The following is a 25,435-nucleotide window of genomic DNA, read 5'->3' on the forward strand; positions in this document are numbered from 1 at the left end:
TTTTGCTCAACTGCTAAACGAGACTGACCTTCCTTTAGCTCTTTCAGCTCTTCCTTCATACCTTTTTGCTCAACTGCTAAACGAGACTGACCTTCCTTTAGCTCTTTCAGCTCCTTCTTCATATCTTTTTGCTCAACTGCTAAACGAGACTGACCTTCTTTTAGCTCTTTCAGCTCCTTCTTCATATCTTTTTGCTCAACTGCTAAACGAGACTGACCTTCCTTTAGCTCTTTCAGCTCTTCCTTCATACCTTTTTGCTCAACTGCTAAACGAGACTGACCTTCTTTTAGCTCTTTCAGCTCCTCCTTCATACCTTTTTGCTCAACTGCTAAACGAGACTGACCTTCTTTTAGCTCTTTCAGCTGTTCCTTTACACCTTGTTGTTCGACTGCTAAACGGGATTGTCCTTCTTTCATTTCTTTTAGCTCTGATAATATTAATTTTAACGCTTCTTCCATCATATTAAACCTCCATCATGATTCATTTTATAATAACAAATATCTATCCTCTAAACGTTTCTACATAAAATAATAGAACAAATGTTTGGTTTTGTGAAGAAAAAGTTTCATATTAACTTCTGCTTTTATAATGATTATAATACACTTTTCTCTGACAGAAAGGTCTTAATACCACCTTTTTTCCTCGATTAATCTTTATTAGGAAATTTTCGAAAGCACCGATAAAAAAATTTCACATTTTCTCAGATCATTCATTTTTTTCCCTTTTGAATACTAAGTTTGACTTTTCCCCATTCCGATACATCAGCTCCTCCAGGTTTTGTTTGATTTTTTCTTGTAGTTTGTTCGATTCTTCAAATTGTTCGAGCAACCGTTTCGTTAGTTCGGCTATTTTTTGCTCAAAAGGAATGTCTTCTTCTTCTTCTTCTGCCTCTGTTCCGACGTACATGCTTGGTGTCAGTTTGTAGTCGTTTTGTTGTACTTCTTCAAGTTTTGCAATTTTACAGAAACCTTCAATATTTTCGCAGCTTTTTGCATGTTCATATTTAAATGCTCGATAAACTGATGCGATTTTATCAATTTCTTCTTTAGACAATGCTTTTTGCTTGCGGCTGACGGGCTTTCCCATTTTTCGGGCATCGATAAACAAAATTTTGTTTCTTCGAGCACGGTAACCGTTTTTTCCATCGCGGTTTTTGCTTAAAAAGAACAAACAGCACGGTATGCCTGTTGTGAAAAACAGTTTTTCCGGCAATTGGACAACGCAATCGATGTACCCTTCATCCACCAATATTTTCCGCACTTCCTTTTCTTCCTTAACATTAGTTGTCATTGCGCCATTTGCCATCACAAACCCTGCTGATCCTGCATCATTTAAATGGTATAAGAAATGCTGCATCCACATATAGTTTGCATTGCTGTTTGTAACAGGCCCGATCAAGCGCGGATCGCTTTTCGATATTCTGTCCGCCCCCCAATCTTTTTGATTAAACGGCGGGTTGGCAATCACATAATCAGCCTTTAATTCAGGAAATTGATCGTTCAACAGCGAATCTCCCAGCCGTATTTCCGCATTGATGCCATGAAGCAATACGTTCATTTTTCCAAGACGTACTGTCGTGACGACATTTTCCTGTCCGTAAAATAAAAGAGACTTTTTATTCGGCGCATACCTCCCGCTTTGAATAAACATTCCACCGCTTCCACACGCTGGATCAAACACGATACCTCTTTTTGGTTCAAGCATCTCCACCAGCAATTCCACAATACAGGATGGGGTAAAAAACTCGCCGCCTCTGTTCCCTTCTGACGAAGCAAATGAACTAATAAAATACTCATAAGTACGACCGAGTATATCTATGCTGTCTTCCGAGCTGCCACTAAACACATCACGTGAAAAAATTTCAATTAATCCAGCAACATTTTCTACCGGTAAGTTCAAGCCTTGATAAATTTGCGGCAGCACCCCTGTCAATTCTGGGTTTTCTTCCTCGATTCGCTTCATCGCATTATCGAGAATTTCTTTAATATTCGGCTGTTTAGCATTTTTCATTATATAGTGCCAGCTTGCTTCCTTCGGGACGACAAACACATTTTTATCTCTATATTGATGAGAATCTGAAACGAAACCTTGCTGCATTTCTTCATTTTCCGCAAAAATTTGCTCCAACTCATTGCAGCTCTGTTCATATTTATTCGAAAGATAGCGCAAAAAAATAAGCGGCAGTACATAATGTTTATAGTCAGCTGGAGCCACGCTTCCGCGCATTTTATTAGCTGCTTCAAATAATTCTTTTTGGAAATCAATCTCTGCTTTAACCGCCATGGTTTTCCCCCTCTAAATCTTGCTGTCGATTCATTGTATTTTAAAAATATTTTAGCATAATCTGTCTTCCTCTTTTTCAAAACAAAAGAGCGGCCCATGCTTTGGCCGCAATAAGAAACAAAATAAATTTTCGAATTTTCACAATATGAACTGTCGATTGATATCCTCTTCCAGTAAACTCTTGCCCATTTATGTTCTTCATCAATTCTGAATTTGGTTGAAAAAATAATACCCTTTCTACATATGCTGCTTTAATCAAGAAAAACGTGCCAGTGCTTTTTGCTGAAGGGATAAAAAAAATTCATTTACAAAATCTTTAAACTTTCACTGCATCCTTACAGCAGCTTTCCTTTCCAATCTTCTCGATCATTTACGTGCTTACCATTTTATAACTAGATCGTAACCCGGGCTGAATTCAAATAAAGGAAGATGCTTTACAGTCTTACAATTTTTTTGCATTTTCACATTTTTTTTAAGAAACGTACCGTCCCTATCATCTTAATAGTTTCAGAAATGATTAGATGCTAAAATAAATTCCAAACGATAAAAAAACTAGGTTACCTGTCATGTTTCCCTTTAAAAAAATGAAGGAAAAGTAAAATCTCCTTTATTATTTTACCTTCCCCATACATTAGGATGTAACAAATTGACCCTTGAAGAACCGTCACGGTTCAGCTTTTTATACTTGTTTGTTGTCTCCAATAATTTACGTAAAGCATATTCAAACTCTTCGTGCGATAATTGCTTAGTAGCCAATAAATAGTAAAGAACGGCAAATGCAATGGGTATCGTATCAACTTGAATATTTACATCAACATTTACATCTGAATTACCGCTCGAATCAATGGAAGATTTATTTGATTGAGGGATTTGGGTAGAAGCATTCCGTAACCAAGAGAACTCTCCTTTATCTAAATGTTCCATAACATTCTCACCCTATATTATAGGCGGGACAAAAAAGACATCTCACCCACATTTAATTATGCTCAATTAATCTCTTTGCTCTTGGTTTTGATCTTGATCAGATTCTGCTTTCGACCGAACTTTTGCATCAGAATCGGAATCAACATGAATATCAAGTTCCACTTTTGAGTTGCCGCTATTATTTACTTTTGCAATATTTGTGTTACGATCAATATTTTTTAATTTATTCTCTAATTCGTTGTCCGTATCCACATCAACGTCACTTTTAAAATCTACATCAGCTTTTGCCTTTGCGTTCGCACGTTTTTCTGAATCGGAGCGTCTATTCTCTTCTTTGTCTGGATACCATACACTCATTCGTTTCACTACCTTTCTTGCTTTTGTCAATATAGTATTCATAATGAAATAATTTAACTGGTCAAATATTCTAGTGAAAACATGGATTTTTTTCAAAAAGATGCGGCGGGAAAGTTATAAAGGTCGAAATAAACGAATCACTCATGCAGAACGGCACGAATGGAATTTTTGGAGGCAAGGTGCTGGGCGATACGGAAAAGATTTCGCAACATCATAAATGAGCATTCAAAAGCTGAAGTTCAAAATTCTGAAGTCCATAAAATTAGCTGAGGCAACGATTCTTTCATTGCCTAAATATTTGTTTTATATTCATTCTCAGATTTATTTGAATCATCTCGAAGGTTTATATTCTATAAACTATGGTATAAGCAACAGACGGCAGCATCCGGAATGCTTATGTTCTATAAAATGGGGCTGTATTCCCCATTTTATAGCTTGAATTTATGAACTAATTCTTGCATTCCTTCTGCCATTGTTGCAAGCATTTTTGCTGAAGAAGTTATTTCCTCCATCGAAGCTAATTGTTCCTCTGTAGACGCTGCTACTTGTTCGGATGTTGCTGCGTTTTCTTTTGCTATTGTTGTAAGTTCATCCGCTGTAGATGTTATTTCTTCTACTTCCGCTGAGACTTGTTGAGCAATTGAAGAAATATCCTCAATTTGCGGTGCAATATCCTTCATATTTTGGACGATTTGAGCAAATTTTTCAGATGTTTCCTTCGTGATCTCAAGACCATTTTCGACGTTATGTGTTACTTCTGTCATAGCTTTAACAGAGTTTTCTGTATCGCTTTGGATTTTTAAGATTAAATCTGCTATTTGCTTTGCTGATGCCTGAGATTGTTCAGCTAGTTTCCGCACTTCATCGGCTACGACCGCAAAACCATTTCCATGCTCTCCCGCTCTTGCTGCTTCAATTGCCGCATTTAAAGAGAGAAGATTCGTTTGATCGGCAATTCCACTAATTACATCAAGAATTTTACTAATTTCTTTTGAACGTTCATATAAAGACTTAACCATGCTATCAGTCTCTTTAACCAATTTATAGATTGAATTCATTTGGTCAACTGTACGTACAACGGAACCTTCACCATCTTCAGCTTGCTGAGTAGTTTGTTTTGCAAGCTCTGCAACCTGATTAGAACTATCTGCAACACGGATAACCCCTTGTGCAATTTCTTCTAAAGAAGCAGCATTTCGTTCTATTCCATTCGTCTGTGTTTCAGCTCCGCTTGCTACTTGTTGAATGACAGAAGCAACCTGTTCCGTTGCAACTGTTGTCTGATCGGCACTTGCTGTTAATTCTTCAGAAGATGCAGCTACTTGTTCTGCAGTGTTTCTTACTTCCCCAACAACATTTCTCAAGTTTAAAATCATTTCATTCATTGATTGAACTAATTGACCAATCTCATCTTTCGATTTTGTTTCAAGCAGCTTTGCAGACAAATCTCCTTCTGCCACCATTTTCATACGATCTACTACTTGGAAAATTGGTTTTACAATCCGATTCGAAAGAACAATCGCAATCGTCAAGCTGACAAGAACAGAAATAATAATAACAGTTAGCACAAATGTATTTCCTGTTCCTGTTCCATCTGCAGTTAAATGTCCAAGTTGATTTAAACCCAAAATTGCTGCGGTAGTAAATAATAAAATAACAACGACAAATCCACTAATAATCTTTAATCGCAGACTTTTCATTATTGTCCTCCTTACACTGTTTTATTTTTGTAATTTTTACCAATATCAAACAAAACTGAATCAATTGGATAATTTTGTGATTTAACAAAAAATTTTTTTATAGTTTTGGGGAATAGTAGGTGTAGGGTTGGAGTTGCTCTTCGTTGATGTCGATTACTTCTTTTAATGCATGAAATATTTCCTACATCTACTTCCTTAACTATTACTACCACTAATCTATTTAATCAGTAGATGAAATTCCGGGAAGGCGTTGAAGTAAATCAATTTCAGGAATATTCCCTGGGAAATTCATACTCCCTTTTGACACAGAGGGTTTAGAACGATTGAGATGTTTTTACAATGGGCCAATAGAATGAACTTTGCCAAATATGTATTTTTATTTTACTCCATCACCAAGCCTCCTTTCCTATGTAAAAATAAAAAAACTGCCCTTAAAAATTCTAAAGAGGGCAGTTGAATAGACAATACATCCGCTAATAACCTTCTTAAAAAGAATCAAAACCATTCTTTATAGGAAGGGCAGCTGGCTGGCATGTCTATCAAAATAGATTTAGCCCCTTTAGCTTTGCGTCCTACCCTTTCGAGTAGTTTGCCGAAACAAAATTATATTTTTGTAGAAATTTGAAGGAATTTATCAAATAATATCTCTTACTTAATTGTATAACAAATTTTATAGTGAAAATGGTATAGTTAAAATGAACTATTTTTGAAATCGATAGGTAAAAAGTTTTAATTGAATGCATGACAATTGACCTGTTAATCATTAGAAATTTAGGATCAATTGATTAGTAACAAGCCGACGTGTAGTAGTCAGCTTCTTGATTTCTTTATTGGTGAAGACAAAAGACCTATGGAAGGTAGTAAATTTTTCAATTTATTCTCTACATGACAGAAGCTATGACACAAAGCCAACCACTTTTAATAAAAAACAATACAAAAAGCGGACGAAGAAAACTTGTTCTTTTTCTTCCGTCCGCTTTATTTTTGTGGCTTATCGGGTAAAGCTTTTCCAGAATATTGATGATTTACATACAGACGGGGAATGACCTCTGATTATGGACTTATTTTTGCACCACTTAAAATAGAAAAATATACTCTGTTTAAGAAAAGAAAGGCAGAGAAAAATGGAACATAAATTTTTGCCTTAACCTTAAGCTTGGTACAGTTATGAATTTTAATCTATACAGGGCATATCCCAATAGAATAAGATGTCTTTCTACATCAGGAACAGTTAAAATAGTTGGACATTTTTTTAATGAAAAGCATGTAGCTGCTCTTTGAAAAGAAATAAGAAGGGCTCTTCGATGCTTTAACTTATTTCCAATGGTGACGAAATGGCTGGTACAGATAAAGCCCTCAACAATTCCTAGGAAGCCGCTCGTAAAACTGCGGAGAATTATTTTAAAAAAGTTGATTTTAGCTGAAAAAAATGAACTATTACCCAAGTCAACTTTCCGGAGGACAACAACAGCGCGTGGCAATTGCACAAGAGCTTGCTATGGAACCAAAAGCGATGTTATATGATGAATCGACATCTGCCTTTGATCCCGAATTACATCTTGCAATCTGCGGATAAAAAAAGCCGCCTTAAAGTCATTCTAAAATGACCGTTTAAGACAGCTCGTCGAAAAAATTTTCGTTTACCAATAGTACGGATAACCGCCATAAAATCCTCCGTAATACGGCGGATAAAACGGATATGGCCGCGGTCCTACCAGTGCACTACCTAAAAAGCCGCCGAGCAAGCCGCCAAAAAACGGCGCACCGAAGAAAAAGGGGTTCCGCCCTCCGAAGAAAAAGGGTCTCCTTCCGAAAAATTGACGTTCCGGGTACATTTTCCATACCTCCCGTTGTAACAATTTACATCTCAATATTTTTTATGCATTCGCCACGGCTTTGGTATGGGCATATGTTGGATATCCGGCAAACGTCAAGATTTATTTTAAATAGATGGAAGAAAGAATCCCTCCGCTCTCAGCATTCTAAAGAAGCCTCTATGAAGATACGTCATGATTTTTGGGTTCCGCAAAATGCCCGTTTCCGGGAGAAAAATGCTTTTGGATAATAGACAGGCGTTATTCCCAGTCTGGAAGCGAACAACGGATATGAAAAGCACCGTGCGGTTTTCCCGCTCCGCTAATGAATCAAAAACGTTGGGACAGCGACAAAACACACCAGCATTCCCTCTCCATAAGCGAATTAGGGAAAAATCTTGGGGCATCTCGTCTTCCCTGTCAGCTAAATTTTTCTTACGATAAAATTGTCCGAAACGAACTTCCCATCCATAGCAAAACACCCTTGAGGAAAGGCGATTGCTGCCTTAAGCCCTTTTTATTGCCTGGCTTCGAATAAATAAGGTAAGATAAATCTAACATCGGTATGAACGAACAGTAATCAAAGGAGGGGCCAACGGATGGAAATCGGCATTTACACATTTGGAGAACGGACGGTTGATCCGGAAACCGGTCAATTGATCAGCCCGGGGGAACGGCTGCAAAACTTGATGGAGGAAATTGAACTAGCCGATCAAGTCGGACTGGATGTGTTCGGCATTGGTGAACATCATCGTCCCGACTACACCGTATCGGCTCCAGCGGTAGTGCTTGCCGCTGCCGGGACCCGCACCAAACGCATTCGGTTGACCAGTGCAGTAAACGTCTTAAGCTCTGACGATCCGGTGAGGGTGTTTCAACAATTTGCCACCTTGGACCTGCTCACTCAAGGCCGCGCTGAAATCATGGTCGGCCGCGGTTCGTTTATCGAATCCTTTCCCCTTTTTGGCTACGACCTGAAAGATTATGACGAGCTTTTTGAAGAAAAGCTTGATCTGCTGCTCAAACTGCGGGAATCCGAACGGGTCACATGGGCGGGAAAGCATCGTCCGTCGCTGGACAATCTAGGGATCTATCCGCGGCCCCTGCAAAATCCGCTTCCGGTTTGGATAGCCGTTGGAGGAACCCCGGAGTCGGCCGTCCGTGCAGGCATGCTCGGTCTTCCGATGGCGCTGGGCATCATCGGTGGTCTGCCCGAACGGTTCGCGCCCTTTGCTCAATTACACCGGGAGGCAGCGCAAAAGGCGGGGCACGAAACGCCACACCTCAGTATCAATTCACATGGTTTTCTCGCCGATTCGTCGCAGGAAGCAGCTGACATTGCATTTCCAGCGTTTAAAACGATGATGGATCGGCTGGGACGGGAACGCGGTTGGCCGCCATTGACCCGGGAGCAGTTCGAATTCTCTCTTTCCTTACGGGGCGCCAATTTTGTCGGCAGCCCTGAGCAGGTGATCGAAAAAATCTTGTTCCAGCATGAAATTTTCGGCCACGATCGCTTCCTTCTGCAATTGACCGTCGGCACGCTGCCGCACAAAAAAGTGTTGCGTGCCATCGAACTGCTGGGTACTAAAGTGGCACCTGCCGTCAAGCGGGAAATTGCCCGCACAAATCGGAAACCGTAACCGATATCCGCTAAAAGAAGCTAGCAGCAAGAAAAGGTTTCGGCTGAGCAACAACGGGTGCTGAATCAATTTAATCGGTGGACCATTTCATACTTGTTTCCGCAAGGATCCTGAAAATAAACCGCATAATAAGTCGGACTGATCGGGAACTGCCAGGGACCGCTGTCGATGGTGCCCCCATATCGAACAACAAGCTCTGCAATCCGGTCCACCTCCTCCCGGTCATGCGCCCAAAACCCGATCAAATTCTCGTTTGGCTTATGATTGGGATCTTCCGTGATAGCGAAATAAGGAACGCTCGGAAGCTCTCCCTCCGCTGCAAACACTTTCCATTTTTCCGAATGGAAAGTGCGGGTAAAACCCAATGCAGGAAGAAGATTCTCATAAAACGTGCACACTTTCTCCCATGAATTTACTCTTAAATCGATATGACTGTATCTATTCATTGCGCCCCTCCAAATAATTTTTAATTTGCTCCAGCTTGTCTGCCCAGAAGCGTCTCATCAATTCTCTTACATAGACATCATCCAGCATTTCCTGATGGATGGCGATCGTCGTTTTGCCCGAATCCGTGGGCAGCAAATACAATTGAAGCCGGGAAGGCTTTTCCCATTCCGGAAGTTTCCATTTCATGCGGAGCTTTCGAAATGGCAAAACTACCGTAAGTTTCCCGCAGATACCTTCCTTAGATTTAAATTCGTAACCCTTTTGCAGTCGAAACTCGGAGACGTCCCCGATCCATAAGGGCAAGCCTTGCGGCGAAGTCAAATAGTCCCAAACCTTTTCCTGCTCCACCTTTATCGTTTTTCGGACGCTGATTTGAACGCCCGCATCTTTGGTGACACCAACAGGAATCCTGCCGAGCAGCTGTCCATACATGACGGTCAGCCATTCCCCCCATTCATCCGACACCTGAAATTGTTCACATATGTGCTCCTTCATATGTTCGTGAGACCAAGAAGAATCCACAGCCTGTTTCAAGGTGGCAACCCATTCTTCCCAGGTAATTCCCGTCGCATCCTGAACAGCCTGTCGAAAAACGGCCCCTGGCATTTTCATTCCTCCCCTCTTTTCAGTGAAAAAAGAAACACGATAGGATCAAAATCTTTTTGACGGCATCCTGATCGGCATGGATACTGCACGACAGGTTGTACTTCGCAACTATGCAAATAAGTCAGTTGGATGAGGCCGTTCATTTGTATTGGATGCAGCCAGCTTTTTCGTCATTATTTGAGGATAATCACTCTATTGAATTGATCAAACCTTTTTCTTTCCATCAGACAAAATGAACGAACGGATGCTCTGCATTTCTGCCATCACCAACCTCAAGGGACAAAGAGTCCAAGTAGGAATCGTAGCCCCTTCAAACTTCACAAAATATACAGAATCAGGATTATCGAGATAGACTTATAACTCATGACAAAGAGAACCGATAGAAATCCTTGCCCCTGCAAACTTCGTAAAAACAAATCAGAATCATCGAAATAGACTTATAGCATACGACATAGAGAACCAATGGAAATCCTCACTCCAACTAACTTCGTAAAATAAACCGAATCAGGATTATCGAAATAGACATGTAACCCACCACAAAAAGGGCAAGTGGCAATCGGCTCCCCTGTAAACTTCGTAAAACCGGATCAGGTTTATCTAGAAGATCTATAACTTACGATTTTGAAAGACTTCCATCGATTTGTCGCTTTCAGCTATATTTTCAGTAAAGCTCCCCGTTTCAATACCTCCACCGATTTCAATATGGATCGGCAATCTGATGTTGAGCCCTCTCCTTCAAAAAATTTTATGAATTGCTCACCTACATTTTAACAGAAAATTCAGAATATTAAACCGTTGTTTTGGAGTATTTTTTTCTCAATTTGAGAGCTTACCCCAGATCCCCTATCCTTATGTGAATGTAAAATAAAACTGTTTAAGAGGACAAAAAATCTCTATCATATATAAAAAACGCGAAACATCATAGGTTTATCTAGTTTAGGGAAAGAGAAAATAACTTTTTCATGAGTTGAACAACAGCTACAAACTAGTAAAAAGCTAAAAAGAGGAGTTGACTTGTAAGAATTTTGATTGCACGGCCTTATCTATAATAGGCGCGACAAAATGATAGGAGGCGTTCACCTTGTTTAGCAGCACAGGCATAAGATTTGATTTACATTTCTGATGCAATTATAATGGTGGGCAAGAATGGCCGAAATACATAATAAACAGTCATTCCTCAATCCAGTCTTCAATTGCGGCCGCCTTCGTTTATTTTTGGCTTCCGCCACCTAGATGATGTTATTTATTCAAAAAATCTTTAGAAAAAAAGGAGAAATGTTTATGTCAATTGCGGTTACAGGTGCTACTGGTCAACTCGGTGGGCTTGTGATTCAACATTTGCTCAAAAAAGTTCCCGCCAGTCAAATCATTGCCATCGTTCGTAATGTTGAAAAAGCCTCTGCTCTTGCCGATCAAGGCGTGGAAGTTCGCCATGGCGACTATAATCAACCAGAATCTCTTCAAAAGGCTTTTGCAGGTGTCTCCAAGCTGTTCTTTATCTCAGGTCCGGATTCTGATAATACGCTTCGTATCGTTCAACATGCAAATGTTGTAAAAGCTGCCAGAGATGCGGGAGTCAAACATATTGCTTACACAGGATATGCCTTTGCTGAGGAGTCAATAATTCCCCTTGCACACGTTCATTTAGCAACGGAATATGCCATCCGTACGACCAATATCCCGTATACTTTCCTGCGTAATGCCTTATATACGGACTTTTTTGTAAATGAGGGGCTGCGCGCATCCATAGAGTCTGGAGCAATTGTTACGAATGCGGGAAGCGGGATCGTTAATTCAGTAACACGCAATGAACTTGCTTTGGCTGCCGCAACGGTTCTTACAGAGGAAGGGCATGAAAACAAAACGTATAACCTTGTTTCCAATCAACCTTGGACCTTTGATGAACTTGCCCAAATTCTCTCCGAGGTTTCCGGCAAAAAAGTCGTGCATCAGCCTGTCTCATTCGAAGAAGAGAAAAATTTCCTCGTAAACGCTGGTGTCCCTGAGCCGTTTGCTGAAATTACGGCAGCGATCTATGACGCGATTTCCAAAGGAGAAGCGTCCAAAACATCAGATGATCTGCAAAAACTGATCGGATCCTTGACCCCTCTGAAGGAAACCGTAAAACAAGCCCTGAAAATGTAAGAATTGACCAAATGACATAAAATGAAAAAAACTGAACATCCAATGACAGCAAACTCGTGACTTGCTTTATCTTAGTTCGAAAATAAGCCCTGTCACGCAGACAGACATTAACAGCCTGAGACCTAAAATTACATAAGGACTCAGGCTGTTTTATTTCTTTTGATCACGTTGGCGGATTTAAAAACGAAACGAGAGTATATCATCGCGTCTGCTGATTAAAACGTATAGAGAGGAATTTTTAATGATTCCGACTAGGCTCGAGTAAAAAAGTTTTTGCATAAAACACTGTAAAACAACAATTTTATTGCTTGATTTATATTTTTTCAACAGAACCAGTTATATCAACACCGTTCACAACCGTTTCAATCATTGGAGACAGTTCATGCGCTAGCTGACGCAGTTCTTCTAATTGTTCGATCGATGCGTCAGATTTTACTTTTACCTTATAACGAATATTTGTGTAGCCAGGCCTTATTGATTTATCTAAACCAAAATACCCTCTTAAGTCAAGGTCACCTTCTGTTTCGATTATCACATCACTAAAATCAATTCCTCTTTTTGCAGCTTGGGTGACAAAACCTATTGAAAAACAAGTAGCAATCGAAGCAAGCAACAATTCGACCGGATCTGCAGCTGAATCTGTTCCACCTAAGCTTGCAGGCTCATCAGTATGCAGTACAAAATCTCGTGCTGTCGTTTTAGAAACTGCTCCTCCTTGCCATTCAGTTGTCGTTTTGAAGGTCACTTTCCCCTTTTCAGGATCATTATTTACATCTTTAATAAATTGATCAAATGCACCTATATTCACTTGAAAGCAGCTTTTTGCCATGCTTAATCTCCCCTATTCATATAATTCATATAATTTTAGTTTTATTTAGTATACCATCCTATTATTATTTGTCAAATTTATTTATGTGTAACTACCTTCAGCAAAAGTGTCTTTATCAATGATGAAGAAAATAAACTGTATTGGGCTGAAGCCTTCCAAAAATTAATCGAGCATTTTGTTGAATTCTTAAAAATGTCAGAAGCACCGGTAGATGGTGTTCTTCCAAACTGCATCATGCATATTCACCTAATTCACACGGAAAGTTTTTAGATAAACTTATATGTGATCGTACCCTGCTTCAAAAAAATTGGCTTCAAAATATTATAAATTAATGAAAAAAATTACTTTTTTCCATTTACTAACTCAAAATTCTACCTTTATAATTTAATGAATAAATTCTATTTTTCTTTCGCCGTTTCACCTGTATATGCTGTAGAACCTCTAGTGGCTGATGATTTAAAAAGCAAGTTAAGGGGAGATTGAAATTGACAAAAAGCATGACTATCAAACTCTGTACAAAAAGTTTATCGCCAGCGGGTTGCCTACCTAGTATTCTTTAGAAGAATTCTGGAATTTCTTCAATCCACTTATAAAGCCAAAGAAATTCCTCTTAGAGATTTCTTAAAACTGGACCCGAGCGTTGAAAATAGAAAGAATATTTGGAAAGTGTTTGTCATCGATGATGAAACCATACTAAATTCTATCTATTCTGATGCTGAAAAAAGAACATTTAGTGCAAATTCAAGAAAATCAGGAAGCGCCCGATGATTTAGATTTGTATCCAGAAAGTGAGCATCAAAGCATCAAAATGTGGAATGATATCCAAGAAGGAAAAAGAATTAATATCATTGTTTATAGGAAAAAATTCAAAAACACTGTGAGTTACTTTACCATACAAGGGGTATGCCGGCATTTAGTAAAAGAAACAGGTTATCCTTTTGGGTGTGGAAAACACAGACTTATACAATCCGGAATTCCAAGAATATTTAGAGTTACTTCAAGAACTAAATAAAATTTAGTAATACTGCTTCAATGGTTAGCCATTGCTAACATTTGAAGCAATTTTTTTGATGAAAATGGGCGGAAATATTTAAAGCAAAGCGTTGTCCGTGGAAGAACTCAATTATCGAACGAAAAAAGAATCTGTTTTCTATAGAAGTGTACGAACAGACAAGACATATTTTAGTACAATGATTGCGTAGTATGTAACCAAAGGAAAAGCATTTCGCACAGTTGTGATGGGCAATAAGCTAGCTAATATTGAAACAAATCCAGAACCTCCTCAAGACACCTCTGACTGAGACTGAAAATCGAAGGTGGAAACGAACTCGTAAAAGCCGTTCATGGATCTTACGAAGCCTGCGGAAAAGCGAAATGAATATTCAGTGGTGAAGAAATACTATGGATTGGTCGAAATAGTCTTCCAGAATTAAACTAAACTTGATATTCTGGACCATCGTTAATGAAGGCGGGTGTGATGTCTTTTTCGAGAAATTAAGTATTTATTGCGTTGCAATCATGAATGAAATAATTCCTAAATTAAGCTTGTCAAAAGAAAACCCTTTTGCAGCATGTGCAATATTTCGCACATGATACAAAAGGGTATAAATTGTTAGAATATGTCATGATGAAGAAGCATTATGAAAATGGATATTGACGAGGTTGTTTTTGAACTGAAACCCATTTAACAGTTGTAAATTCATCAATAGCCCATTCGCCGCAGTAACGTCCTAAACCCGAATATTTTTCTCCGCCAAACGGAACATTCGGTTCTACATTGATCGATTGATCGTTTACGTGAATCATACCTGTTTTAATTTTTCTTGCTACATGAATGCCTCGTTCCAATGAGCCAGAGAATACAGCCCCACTTAATCCAAACGGAGTTCCATTTGCCACTTCAATAGCTTCTTCTTCACTATCAACAGGAATGATGACCGCTATTGGGGCAAACACTTCATTTTGCGCAACTGTCATGTCATTTGTCACATCCCCTAAAATATATGGATAAATTAAGTTTCCTTCCACTTTTCCTTCATGAATTAATGTTGCACCTTCTTTAAGTGTTTGTTCTACTAACTGAATTGCTCGATCCACTTGTTTTTTATTAATAATAGGGCCAATAACTGTGCCATCTTCGGACGGATCCCCAACTTTTATGGCCTTAGTGGCTTCTTTGAATTTTTCAACAAATGGTTTATACAATTTTCGATCGATGATAATCCGATTGATCGCAATACATATTTGACCTGAATGCATATATTTTCCAAATGCTGCTGCAGATACCGCTTGATCAACATCGGCATCGTCAAGTACGATGAAGGCGTTATTTCCACCTAATTCAAGTGCAGGTTTTTTCAGATTTTTCACAGCTAAAGCCCCGACATGCTGTCCTGCTTTTGTTGACCCTGTGAAAGAAATTACTTCAGGAATTGGATGCTCAACAAAATAATCACCAATTTCTTCAAGATCAGCCACTGTTACATTTAACACCCCTTGCGGAAGCCCGGCTTCTTCAAAAATTTCCGCAATAATGAGTCCGCCTGAAATTGGTGTTTGAGAATCTGGTTTTAGTACTACACCATTTCCTGTTGCAATAGCCGGTGCAACAACACGAATGGTTAAATAGAATGGCCAGTTCCAAGGTGTAATCGCTCCTACTACTCCAATTGGGTCACGATAAACACGGTTTTCTTTCCCTGGAATGAGAGATTCACGAATCGAGCCTTCCATTTGTAACGGATATTTTGCTGCTTCTTTCACATCCGCAATGGCGCAATCCACCTCAACATTTGCTTTTAACTTTGTACTCCCGGATTCTTTCACGAGAATTTCCACAATTTCTTCTCTTTTTTCCTCGATGAGCTGTGCAACTTTTTCTAAAACACGAATACGTTCATATGCGGAAGTTTGTCCCCAGCTCTTTTGCTCTTTTTGTGCAGTTTCGTACGCTTCATTGATATCTCCTTTACTTGCATAGTTAAAGGTGACAAGCACTTCGTTATTATATGGATTTGTCACAACACATTCTCTATTGCTGGAACCATGTTTCCACACACCGCCAATAGGCATTTTATTCCATAGAGAAAATTTTTCAACCGCTTTTACTCCAGACATCGAATACTCCTCCTTATTTTTAAACATTTTAAATAGTTAGAATAGAAAGCCCAATATAACGCAATTTCTCAACAACTTCATCCCCTTCATGCATAAGACGCCAGGAGTATAATAGAATAATTGAGCGCGAACGATTAAACCAATATGACAAATCCAAAAACTTTAATATGGACTTAAACTTCTTCATCTTTCGGTTCATCAATCATGATCGTGTCAATTTTGAAAGGCTCTTCTATTTCATACGTAAGAGCATACATTCCCCTCCTAACAAAAAAATAAAATGTAAACGCTTTCCATAAATTTAATATAAATTCATGATATTTGTTTTAAAAATTTTATTATCTTATCTTTAAATTTTTGTTTTTCATTCATTTTCTTTTAGAGTCAAAGTTGAGGAATACGTGTCTCTGAAAACGATCATATGGTTAAGTCCTTGTATCTTTCTAATGCATGATTTGGATGAAGCCGTTTGGGGTTTCAAAAAAAGGGCTAACACATTTTATAATAAGGGTTGTACCGAATGGCTGAGTTGTTGTTTTATCTTTGCTTTTTTAAAGAAAGGATATTAAAAATGGAGGAAGTTTGTAAAACATGAAGAAATATATAATTGGAGAAACTTCAAGTGATGGCTTCATCATGATTTTTAGGGGCTGTCTTAGAAATTCAAATCGCCATTGAAAACAAAAAATCATAAACACCGATATATCAACGTTTCTAAAGCATTAATGGGGGCGTCAATAAGCCGTAAAAACGACTTATTAGCCCCCCCTTATCAGTGCTTTTATCAACCTCAAACCCATTTTTTTCAGTATTTATTTTGCATATCTGCTTATGCCTATAACATAGTTTCGTATGGTTAATAAACAAACTCTAAAAATGCAACATGGGAAAAGCTTCATCATTATATGATTTTTAAATCTTTCATTCTTTTTTACTGTCATTAAATGACACTTTCACCATTATACCTTTTGACATGATATTGCAACTTTTGTCAATAAAATGGACCAAACAAAGGATTTTTAAAAACAATTGGATAAATGATAGCTGATTCTTTTTCTTAATTTATCCTTCTTGATAAGGCATGCCGTCTGTTTTAAAGCGGGTATATCAATTAGAGCACTTTTCTTTTCTTTGTTCGTTTTCATATTCTTTACCTTCCATCGTTATATCATATTTTTCCGGAGAACGCGCCACTTTAATCAACGCAAATACAACAAGCAGCTCAAGTATAATTGCCGGTATTCCTCCCAGATTTGATAGCATTTTAATTCCATCAATCTTTGCAAAGCTGATCATGATCCAACCGATCGTACCGACTGAAAGCCCCCATATAACTTTGATCATCAAGCTTGGCTCAGGACTTTCTGGAGAAATTCCAGTAGAGCTAATACCGCCCATTGCCGAAATATTTGAATCAGCTGCTGTTACAAAAGAAATGAAGACAATGAATAAATAGAACGGAATAATAATGCTTGACAAAGGTACATCAGCCAAAACAGCGTATAACACTGATTCAGGACCTTTATCCGCTAAAATACTACCAAGGGTGCCTTCTGTCATCTGCTTATGAATCGATGTTCCTCCAAAAATTGTCATCCATAAGCCGCCAAATAAAGCAGGAAGAGCAAAATTCACAAGAATAAATGCTTTAACCGTATAACCGTATGAAATTCTCCCTAAAAACAGCGCTGTAATTGCAGCCCATGCAAACCAGTTTGCCCAGTAAAATACCGTCCACCATTGCGGCCAAGGATCTCCTGCTGCCGCTCCTGTAAATAAGCTTTTATCAAAAAAATTTGCTAAATACGTTCCAAAAGATTCTGTTCCTAAATTAAGAATATAAGCAGTTGGACCAGCGACAAACATAAAGAGAATAATAACAATATAAACTTTCATGTTGATATCAGATAAAATACGAATTCCTTTCATAAGTCCAGTAGATGCGGAAACAATAAATGTAATCATTACTACAAGTGAGATAACTGCCCAAAGAGATGGTGAACTTGCTATGTCAGTAAGATAATTGAGTCCCCCGGCTAAATTTAAAACACTCGTTCCCATTGCCGCTGCCATTCCAAGTGCTAATGTATACAGACATAGGGCATCAATCATATTTCCCCATCCGCCAAGCACTTTATTCCCAAACAAAGGTGTTAATGTTGAACTTAAGCTGAAAGGCTTTCTCATATTATAATACGCAAAAGCAAACATTAATGCAGGAACACAATAAATAGCATACGGTGTAAATGTCCAATGCAAATACATCGTTGACATCGCAAAAATCGCAGCTTCATCACTATTCGCTTTAATTCCGAGTGACTCAGGTGGTGACGTTATGTGATAAACAGGCTCAACAATTCCCCAGAACGTGACACCCGCAGCAATTGTTGTACATAGCGTAATCGCAATCCAGCTAGAAAGTTTCAACAATGGCTTTGCATTTTTTCCACCAATTCTCACATTTCCAAGTGGAGAAAAATAGATAGCGACCACAACAACTAACATCAACAAACCACTTAAACTAAACAACCATCCTACATTTTGAATAACCCAATTATTTGCATCTGTAGCCATCTTGATAAAAGCTTCTCTATTCGTAAAGCTCAAAATGGTAGCTGCAATTAAAAGCAAAAACGGCGGCCAAAATACAGAATGTCTTAAATTTTTCATAAAACTCCTCCTAAAATTAAAATTAAATTGTAAAAACGATTCGCTACCGCATAAAAGTAAACGTTTACAATTCGAAGTGTTATTCTATGCTTGATGACTTACTTCTTTATTTGCACTTAAAATCTGTTCAGCAAATTGACGCAAATCTTTCTCTGTAGCTAAACGGCAATTATTTAACCGCATCGGTTCGTTTTCTGGTGAAAGCATTGTTTCTATAAATCTATCAACATCGCAAAGAGATAAACCTTCATCTTCGAGAGATTGTTTCAGTCCACTTATTTCCACTAATCGGCTAAACTCTTTTGCTCCTGCTAAAGCCAACTCTTTATTCGATAATCCTTGGCAGTCCACCCCAAGACAACGAGCAATTTTAGCGTGAATATCGACAGCTGATTCGACATTCCAAGAATACACCGCATTAAGCGCGATTGCCACAGCACGACCGTGATGAATACGTCCAATCGTACCGAGTGCATGACCAATGCAATGGGCGATTCCTGTTCCTCCTTGCTCAATCGCCATACCAGCAAGAGTAGCAGCCAAAGCTAATTTCCCTCGAGCCTCCAGATCATCTGGAGTTTGCAACACCTTTTCAAAATTTTCTCCAATTAGTTGAATGGCTTGCAAACTAAATGCTTCAATAAAAGGATTAGAACGCTTTCCAGCACATGCTTCAATCGCATGAACAAGAGCATCTAACGTTGTAGCAGCTGTTAAAAATCTTGGCAAAGCAACTGTAAATGTCGGATCAACGATAGCTAAATCAGGGGCCATTTTTTCATCCCATCCCCATACTTTACGTTTATGCTCATCCGAGAAAACTACTGTACTTGTTACTTCCGCACCTGTACCAGATGTCGTTGGGATCATAATGGATTTTACTTGTTTTTTAGGAAACGGATTGGCCATTAATGCATAATGCATCGCCCCTTTCTCGCCGCCAGCAATAAGCGACGCCATTTTTGCTACATCCATCGCTGATCCGCCACCAAGCCCTATAACACATTTAGCCTCAAATTGGCGTATTACATTGGCTGCTTCATCAATGGAGGCAGCTGTTGGATCACTTTGAACATCACTAAATACTTTTACAGCAATCTTTTCCCTTTCTAATGCTGAAACAACAAGGTCTGCCAATCCATTGTCGAGAATTCCCTTATCCGTGATTAGTACGGCTTTTGTATCTTGACTTATTGTTTTAACGTCTTTTCCAATTTGTAAATAACGCTCGACTCCATAAGCAATTTTCGTTCTCGGTATAAATTCAAATAGCTGATTCATTTCCCAGCCTCCTCACTTTTATTTGAAACTTGGCCACTCCACAAGAGCGGCCAAGTTTATTATGGAATTCTTTCAAACGAAGTTTCTTCACACTGTATAGGCGTGGAAGTAAATTCAATAACTGAACGTCCTACATTTATACAATTACAATCGTGAAAACTTTCGAGTGCCTCATTGATACGATCGAGTGTCATTCGTTTTAATATGAGTTCATCCAACATAAATTTTCCATCGAGATATAATTCGGAGATTCTTAAAAAATCTCGATACGGCTGAATATCTCCATAAAAGCTTCCTTTCAATATTTTCCCTGCTCTATGAAATCCTCCGGCCGGCAGATTCAAAGTCATCGCTGGATTAAATGCACCGACGACAACAATCGTTCCGCCTTTTCTTGTTCCTTTCCATGCTGTTTCAGTTGCCGATGTATGTCCTGAACAATCAATGGCATAATGAACGCCATAACCATTGGTTAACGATTTTAATGCTTCTTCCCCATTTTCTTTGCCTACATTTACCGTATGTGTGGCACCAAACTTTTTCGCAATTTCTAAGTTAGCATCTTTTACGTCGCACGCGATAATTTTCGATGCTCCAGCGATGCGAGCGCCTTGTATAGCGTTGATACCAACCCCACCTATGCCAAATACTGCTACTGTAGAACCAGGTGTAACTTTTGCCGCATTAACCGCAGCTCCATACCCAGTCGCAACCCCGCAGCCAATTAAAGAAGCTTGGGCAAATGGCATTTTTTCTGGAAGCTTGATGCATGACATTTCAGGAACGACAGCATATTCTGCAAAAGTCGATAATAAGGAGTAATGGTAAATAGGATTTCCATCTTTACTCAAACGAGACGTTCCATCCAGCAGCGTTCCGTTAAACATCGGTCCAAATGCTGATTCACATAAATGGACAGCACCTGTCACACAAAACTCGCACGTACCGCAATAAGGCATCCAACTTAATGCCACCTTATCCCCTGCTTGAACGTTCTTTACATTTGTCCCTACTTCTACTACGACACCTGCTCCTTCGTGTCCGAGAATAGCAGGAGTTGGGGTTGTGTCATCATACAAGGCATTCAAGTCACTATGACAAACACCTGTTGCTTCTATTTTGACAAGTACCTCATTTGCTTTTGGACTTGCTAAATCCACCGTTTGAATTTGCAGTGGTTTTCCTACCTCGGTCATCACCGCAGCCTTCATTTTCATTTTGTTCCCTCAATTCTTTAGATTTTCCAATGAACTGCTCACTGTTCCGCTTAAGATTCCTTAGTAAGCCATCCAAATCGCTTTCATTTTCGTATACGATTGAAGGGAGTGAATCGCATATTCTTTTCCCCAGCCGCTTTGCTTCCATCCACCAAACGGACTAGCAAAGTCATAGCAGCCATACTTATTAATAAAAACCATTCCAGCTTGAAGTTTTCGTGCCACACGGTTTGCTCGAGACACATCGTTCGTCCAAAGCCCTGCCGCCAATCCGTAAATCGTATCATTGGCAATAGCTATGGCTTCTTCTTCTGTATCGAAAGGAATAATGCAAAGAACAGGACCAAATATTTCTTCTTGAGCAATTGTCATTTTGTTGTTAACATCAGCGAAGATTGTTGGACGAACAAAGTATCCCTTTCCATTTTCGCCTGATACATCTCGTTGACCTCCGGCGACAAGACGCGCCCCTTCTTTTTTCCCGATCTCGATATAGTTTAAAATGGATTCCATATGAGATTTTGAAATTTGTGCCCCTTGGTCACTTTCAGGATCAAATGGATCGCCACATTTATAGCTGTTAGCATACTCAGCAATTTTTTCGACCACTTGCTCATAAATTGTTCGTTCCACTAATAAGCGCGTCGGCGCAGAACATTTTTCGCCTTTATGCGTAAACAACGCATAAAATGAACGTTCGATCGCTCCATCCAAATCAGGAGCATCACTGAAAATGATGTTCGGTGATTTACCGCCGAGTTCAAGTGTCACGAGTTTTAAATTTGAATCGGCTGAATCATGAACAAGTTGTTTCCCAACTACTGTACTCCCTGTAAACGATACTTTATCCACATCCATGTGACGGCTAATATACGAACCAATTGAACCTTTTCCCAAAATTAAATTGATAACACCTTTTGGTAAAAGCTCTGCTTCATCAATAAGTTCAAACAAGCGAACCGCAGAAAATGAAGTTTGGCTTGAAGGCTTTAACACAACCGTATTTCCCATTGCTAGTGCAGGTGCAAGCTTCCAAGCAGCCATATCTATCGGAAAGTTAAATGGCACAATTTGCCCGCATACTCCGACAGGATCACGCGTCGTAAAGCTTAAAAAGTTTCCTTCAACAGGGTTGTTTTCCCCGTAATATTTGTCAGTCCAGCCGGCATAATATTCGAAAATATCCGATGCCTCCTGCACATCATCTTTATAGGCCTCGGTATACAGTTTTCCATTATCCAACGCTTCTAATGTCGCAAGCTCTGCTTGATGCTCTTTGATTAAAGAACTAATTTGCCGCAGTATTTTCGCCCGCTCTTTACGCGAAAGCTCCTGCCATGGTCCATGGTCAAACGCATGACGGGCCGCTGCAACTGCCTTATCGACATCTTTTTTTTCAGCGCTTTGGAACTTTCCAAGAACTTCTCCGTTTGCAGGATTGATAGATTCAATAACCTCACCTTTTGCGCTATTGACCCACTCGCCGTTGATATATAATTTTTTTGTTTCTTTGAGCCATTCTTTTGCCCAATCCAGCTTTGGCTGTTCTATCCCTTCAAATATTTTTGTCATCGTCATTCCCTCCACATTGCAAAAGTTTTATCAATTCTTCCCTGCTTTTTTCTTTCAGCCATCTAGAAACTGTTGAATAGCCAAATTTCTCTTTAAGCTCGACAATAGCAGGAATAAGACTATTTGCTAACTGCTTACATCTTTGCTCATTTACTTCAATCCCTAACAAGCAATTTTCGATAAAAGAAGCAAGGGCACGTTCAAGCATCTTCATTGCATCTAAAATATTGATACATGCTATACCTTCAAAAACATTTAAATCTAGTTCACCGTGTTCTAAAGTCGCTTGCACCACACGGTCACAACCGAGTACTTGAAAACAACACTGAATTAATGTTTCAGGGACAATAGGATTAATCTTTCCCGGGAAAAAGGAGGAGCCCGCTTGCACAGCCGGTAAAACAATTTCTCCAAATCCCCCCTCAGGTCCTGATGAACGAAGGCGCAAATCTTTGGCTAGCTTTATCAAACACGATGCGAGTAAGTGTAATTCTTTCGAAACAGCTGCGAGATCATCAATATGTTGAGCAGCATCAAATAAATTTTCTCGATGCCGCAGAGGAAGGTTTGACACTTCACAAAGCTTTTGAACGACAACCTCCCTATAATGCTGAGGAGCCCCAACTCCTGAGCCAATTACCGTTCCGCCTAAATTAATTTGGTGGAGGTAATCAACCGAAACGCTAAGCAAATGAAGTCGCCGCTCAAGCATAGCTGCATAGCTGCGAAACGACTCCCCAATCCTCACTTTCATAGCATCTTGTAAGCATGTTCTTGACATCGTTTCGACATGATCAAACTTTTCTGACAATTCATTCATCACTTGAATACACATTTCTAGTTGTAGTCTCAAAGATTGGAAACTTAATATAACGGCAATTCTATTGGCGGTATGACATACATCGGAAGTAGATTGAGAGAGATTGACATGCTCATTTTGATGAACAGGATGGTACGTTCCTCTCTCTCCACCTAGTTTTTCATTGGCGAGATTGGCGATTACCTCATTTATATTCATGTTTGTGCCGATGCCTCCGCCGCCATGAAGCACATCAATAACAAACGATTCATGATAACGATTATCTAAAATTTCATCACATGCCCATACAATTGCTTCTTTTATTTGAATAGGTAATAAACCAGCCTCGAAATTGGCCAATGCTGCTGCCTTTTTCACATAAGCCAGCGCATGAATATACCGAGGATATTGAAATAGTTTTTTTTCGGAAAATGAAAGGTTCCGTACCGTTCGTGCTGTATAAATACCGTAGAGAGCATCGATAGGAATTTCCATTTTGCCGATAAAGTCTTCTTCGATCCTTCCTGTTTTCAATTTCTCTCGCTCCAGTCGGGAAAACTTAATATTTCAAATACACTGTTTTCAACTGCATAAACTCTTCAAAACCATGTTTTCCGTCATCTCCGCCAATCCCTGATTGCTTCCAACCCGCATGAAATCCTTGATAAGCTTCTCCTTGCTGGCGATTTACGTAAACTTCGCCGCACTCAAGCTTCGTTGTCAATTCCATCACGTATTTGTAATTGTTTGTATATACATTCGATGTAAGTCCATATTTTGAATCATTCGCCATTTCGATCACTTCTTCCAGCGTGTCGAACGTGATAATCGGAAGTACTGGTCCAAAAATTTCCTCATGAACAATTTTCATCGATTGGGTACAGTGATCTAATAATGTTGGGGGATAAAAACTTTCTCCTAATTCTTTTAATGGCTCTCCCCCGCATAAAACTTCTGCTCCTTCCTGCACGGCTTCTTGTACCATCGAATGAACTCGTTGCACATCTTGAGGACTGATTAAGCAGCCCATCTCCACATCAGGATTTTTTAAACCGTCTCCTATACTCACTTCCTGAAATCTTTTTAACAACCTCTTCGTAAATTCTTCTTTAATGCTGTGATGTACATAAACTCTCTCCGTGTTATTGCACACCTGTCCGGAGTTCGAAAGCCTTCCACCTTTGATCGCTTCAACAGCTAAATCAAGATCGGCATCTTCCATTACGATAGCAGGAGCTTTTCCCCCGAGTTCCAAGGATACTCTCACCATATTTCGAGCGCATTTTTCCATAATTCTTTTTCCTACTTTTGTACTTCCGGTAAATGTCACCATGTTAATTTGATTCGAAGAAGTTAATGTTTCTCCAACGACTTCATCCAAACCAGTAACAATATTGATGACCCCTTTTGGCAATCCAGATTGATCGATACATTTCGCCAATTCTAAGGCTGACATAGGAGATTTAACGCTTGGTTTGATTACGACTGTATTTCCACATACCAGTGCCGGTACAATTTTACGAATGAGTACGTAAATCGGGAAATTCCATGGCACAATCGCTACGACTACACCGAGCGGCTCACGATATGTTAAAATTTTTTCATTTGAATTGTCGCTATCAACAATTTCTCCTTCAATTCTGCGTGCCCACTGTGTTTGATACTCTCCTAATTCCGCTGCATAATATACTTCAGACTTAGCTTGAGATAACGGCTTTCCCATTTCTAACGTAATCGCTTGTGCAATATCATGAAGATGTTCTTCGTTTTTCATTAACGTAAGAAAATTCAGTAAGTACTCTGCCCTTTGATAAGAAGGAATCGTTCTCCACTGCCTGTAGGCTTTATTTGCACTCTCGATAGCTTCTTCTGTATCTTCTTTTGAACAAGCAGGCACTTGACCAACCAATTTCCCTGTTGCTGGATAAAAAACGTCAATCCATGTATGATTGGAGCTATTTCTGAATTGACCATTGATATATGCTTTATACTGTTTCAAGCGAACATTCACCTCATCTTTAAAATGGTTCA

At 39.2% G+C, this 25,435-nt stretch carries 19 protein-coding genes, 1 pseudogene and 1 riboswitch; of the genes and pseudogenes, 4 read left to right on the top strand and 16 right to left on the bottom strand.

The annotated features are described in order from the left end of the window. The 5 genes from FB379_RS18440 to FB379_RS06435 all read right to left on the bottom strand — a co-directional run. Positions 1–458: hypothetical protein (locus tag FB379_RS18440; protein ID WP_422386924.1), on the bottom strand; the 458-nt coding region annotated here is incomplete at its 3' end. A gap of 247 nt (positions 459–705) precedes the next feature. Then, positions 706–2,283 (bottom strand): type I restriction-modification system subunit M, encoded by a 1,578-nt coding sequence (locus FB379_RS06420; protein WP_130156735.1) that lies wholly within the window; start codon positions 2,281–2,283, stop codon positions 706–708. 615 nt (positions 2,284–2,898) lie between these two features. Then, positions 2,899–3,207: a hypothetical protein gene (locus FB379_RS06425; protein WP_144597515.1), complete on the bottom strand. Its 309-nt coding sequence runs from the start codon at positions 3,205–3,207 to the stop codon at positions 2,899–2,901. 66 nt (positions 3,208–3,273) lie between these two features. After that, positions 3,274–3,564, bottom strand: coding sequence for a hypothetical protein (locus FB379_RS06430; protein ID WP_144597517.1), 291 nt, complete (start codon positions 3,562–3,564; stop codon positions 3,274–3,276). A gap of 428 nt (positions 3,565–3,992) precedes the next feature. After that, positions 3,993–5,264, bottom strand: a complete 1,272-nt coding sequence (locus tag FB379_RS06435) for a methyl-accepting chemotaxis protein (RefSeq protein ID WP_144597519.1) — start codon at positions 5,262–5,264, stop codon at positions 3,993–3,995. 515 nt (positions 5,265–5,779) lie between these two features. Then, a riboswitch (cyclic di-GMP riboswitch) is annotated at positions 5,780–5,868 on the bottom strand. An 834-nt stretch (positions 5,869–6,702) separates the two neighbouring features. Here FB379_RS06435 and FB379_RS19090 point away from each other — a divergent pair. Next, positions 6,703–6,819 (top strand): annotated as a pseudogene (locus FB379_RS19090) (ATP-binding cassette domain-containing protein); the annotation flags it as partial. An 85-nt stretch (positions 6,820–6,904) separates the two neighbouring features. Here the strand turns inward: FB379_RS19090 and FB379_RS06445 are convergent. Continuing rightward, positions 6,905–7,099, bottom strand: coding sequence for a hypothetical protein (locus FB379_RS06445; RefSeq protein ID WP_063386410.1), 195 nt, complete (start codon positions 7,097–7,099; stop codon positions 6,905–6,907). A 578-nt stretch (positions 7,100–7,677) separates the two neighbouring features. Here FB379_RS06445 and FB379_RS06450 point away from each other — a divergent pair. Further along, positions 7,678–8,721 carry an LLM class flavin-dependent oxidoreductase gene (locus FB379_RS06450; protein ID WP_144597521.1) on the top strand — a complete coding sequence of 348 codons (1,044 nt, stop codon included), beginning with the start codon at positions 7,678–7,680 and terminating at the stop codon, positions 8,719–8,721. A 65-nt stretch (positions 8,722–8,786) separates the two neighbouring features. Here the strand turns inward: FB379_RS06450 and FB379_RS06455 are convergent, their stop codons facing one another. After that, positions 8,787–9,167 (bottom strand): VOC family protein, encoded by a 381-nt coding sequence (locus FB379_RS06455; RefSeq protein WP_144597523.1) that lies wholly within the window; start codon positions 9,165–9,167, stop codon positions 8,787–8,789. After that, positions 9,160–9,774, bottom strand: coding sequence for an SRPBCC family protein (locus FB379_RS06460; RefSeq protein ID WP_144597525.1), 615 nt, complete (start codon positions 9,772–9,774; stop codon positions 9,160–9,162). Before FB379_RS06460 ends, FB379_RS06455 begins: the two co-directional genes overlap by 8 nt. A gap of 1,281 nt (positions 9,775–11,055) precedes the next feature. Between FB379_RS06460 and FB379_RS06465 the strand changes: the two genes are divergently transcribed. After that, entirely contained in the window at positions 11,056–11,919 is an 864-nt protein-coding gene (locus FB379_RS06465) for an SDR family oxidoreductase (protein WP_144597528.1), read from the top strand. A gap of 313 nt (positions 11,920–12,232) precedes the next feature. Here the strand turns inward: FB379_RS06465 and FB379_RS06470 are convergent, their stop codons facing one another. After that, positions 12,233–12,748, bottom strand: a complete 516-nt coding sequence (locus tag FB379_RS06470; protein ID WP_063386415.1) for an OsmC family protein — start codon at positions 12,746–12,748, stop codon at positions 12,233–12,235. Positions 12,749–13,481: 733 nt separating this feature from the next. On the opposite strand from FB379_RS06470, the gene FB379_RS06475 reads away from it, so the two are divergent. Continuing rightward, entirely contained in the window at positions 13,482–13,760 is a 279-nt protein-coding gene (locus FB379_RS06475; protein ID WP_144597530.1) for a hypothetical protein, read from the top strand. Positions 13,761–14,386: 626 nt separating this feature from the next. On the opposite strand, the gene FB379_RS06480 is transcribed toward FB379_RS06475, so the two are convergent. From FB379_RS06480 to aldA, 7 genes are all read right to left on the bottom strand, one after another. Then, positions 14,387–15,865 carry an aldehyde dehydrogenase family protein gene (locus tag FB379_RS06480; protein WP_066249948.1) on the bottom strand — a complete coding sequence of 493 codons (1,479 nt, stop codon included), beginning with the start codon at positions 15,863–15,865 and terminating at the stop codon, positions 14,387–14,389. A gap of 1,107 nt (positions 15,866–16,972) precedes the next feature. Then, positions 16,973–18,535: a BCCT family transporter gene (locus FB379_RS06485; protein WP_063386418.1), complete on the bottom strand. Its 1,563-nt coding sequence runs from the start codon at positions 18,533–18,535 to the stop codon at positions 16,973–16,975. Between the two features lie 84 nt (positions 18,536–18,619). Next, positions 18,620–19,816, bottom strand: coding sequence for an iron-containing alcohol dehydrogenase (locus FB379_RS06490; RefSeq protein ID WP_063386419.1), 1,197 nt, complete (start codon positions 19,814–19,816; stop codon positions 18,620–18,622). Between the two features lie 59 nt (positions 19,817–19,875). Then, on the bottom strand, positions 19,876–21,033 hold the full coding sequence (locus FB379_RS06495) for a Zn-dependent alcohol dehydrogenase (protein ID WP_063386420.1): 1,158 nt from the start codon (positions 21,031–21,033) through the stop codon (positions 19,876–19,878). Between the two features lie 60 nt (positions 21,034–21,093). Next, positions 21,094–22,605, bottom strand: a complete 1,512-nt coding sequence (locus FB379_RS06500; RefSeq protein WP_063386421.1) for an aldehyde dehydrogenase family protein — start codon at positions 22,603–22,605, stop codon at positions 21,094–21,096. Beyond that, entirely contained in the window at positions 22,589–23,938 is a 1,350-nt protein-coding gene (locus FB379_RS06505) for a lyase family protein (RefSeq protein WP_063386422.1), read from the bottom strand. Before FB379_RS06505 ends, FB379_RS06500 begins: the two co-directional genes overlap by 17 nt. A gap of 25 nt (positions 23,939–23,963) precedes the next feature. After that, positions 23,964–25,403 carry an aldehyde dehydrogenase gene (gene aldA, locus FB379_RS06510; protein WP_063386423.1) on the bottom strand — a complete coding sequence of 480 codons (1,440 nt, stop codon included), beginning with the start codon at positions 25,401–25,403 and terminating at the stop codon, positions 23,964–23,966. Between the last annotated feature and the right edge of the window lie 32 nt (positions 25,404–25,435).

Origin of the sequence: Aeribacillus composti, from assembly GCF_007827555.1 — a bacterium.
Classification (GTDB): domain Bacteria; phylum Bacillota; class Bacilli; order Bacillales; family Aeribacillaceae; genus Aeribacillus; species Aeribacillus composti.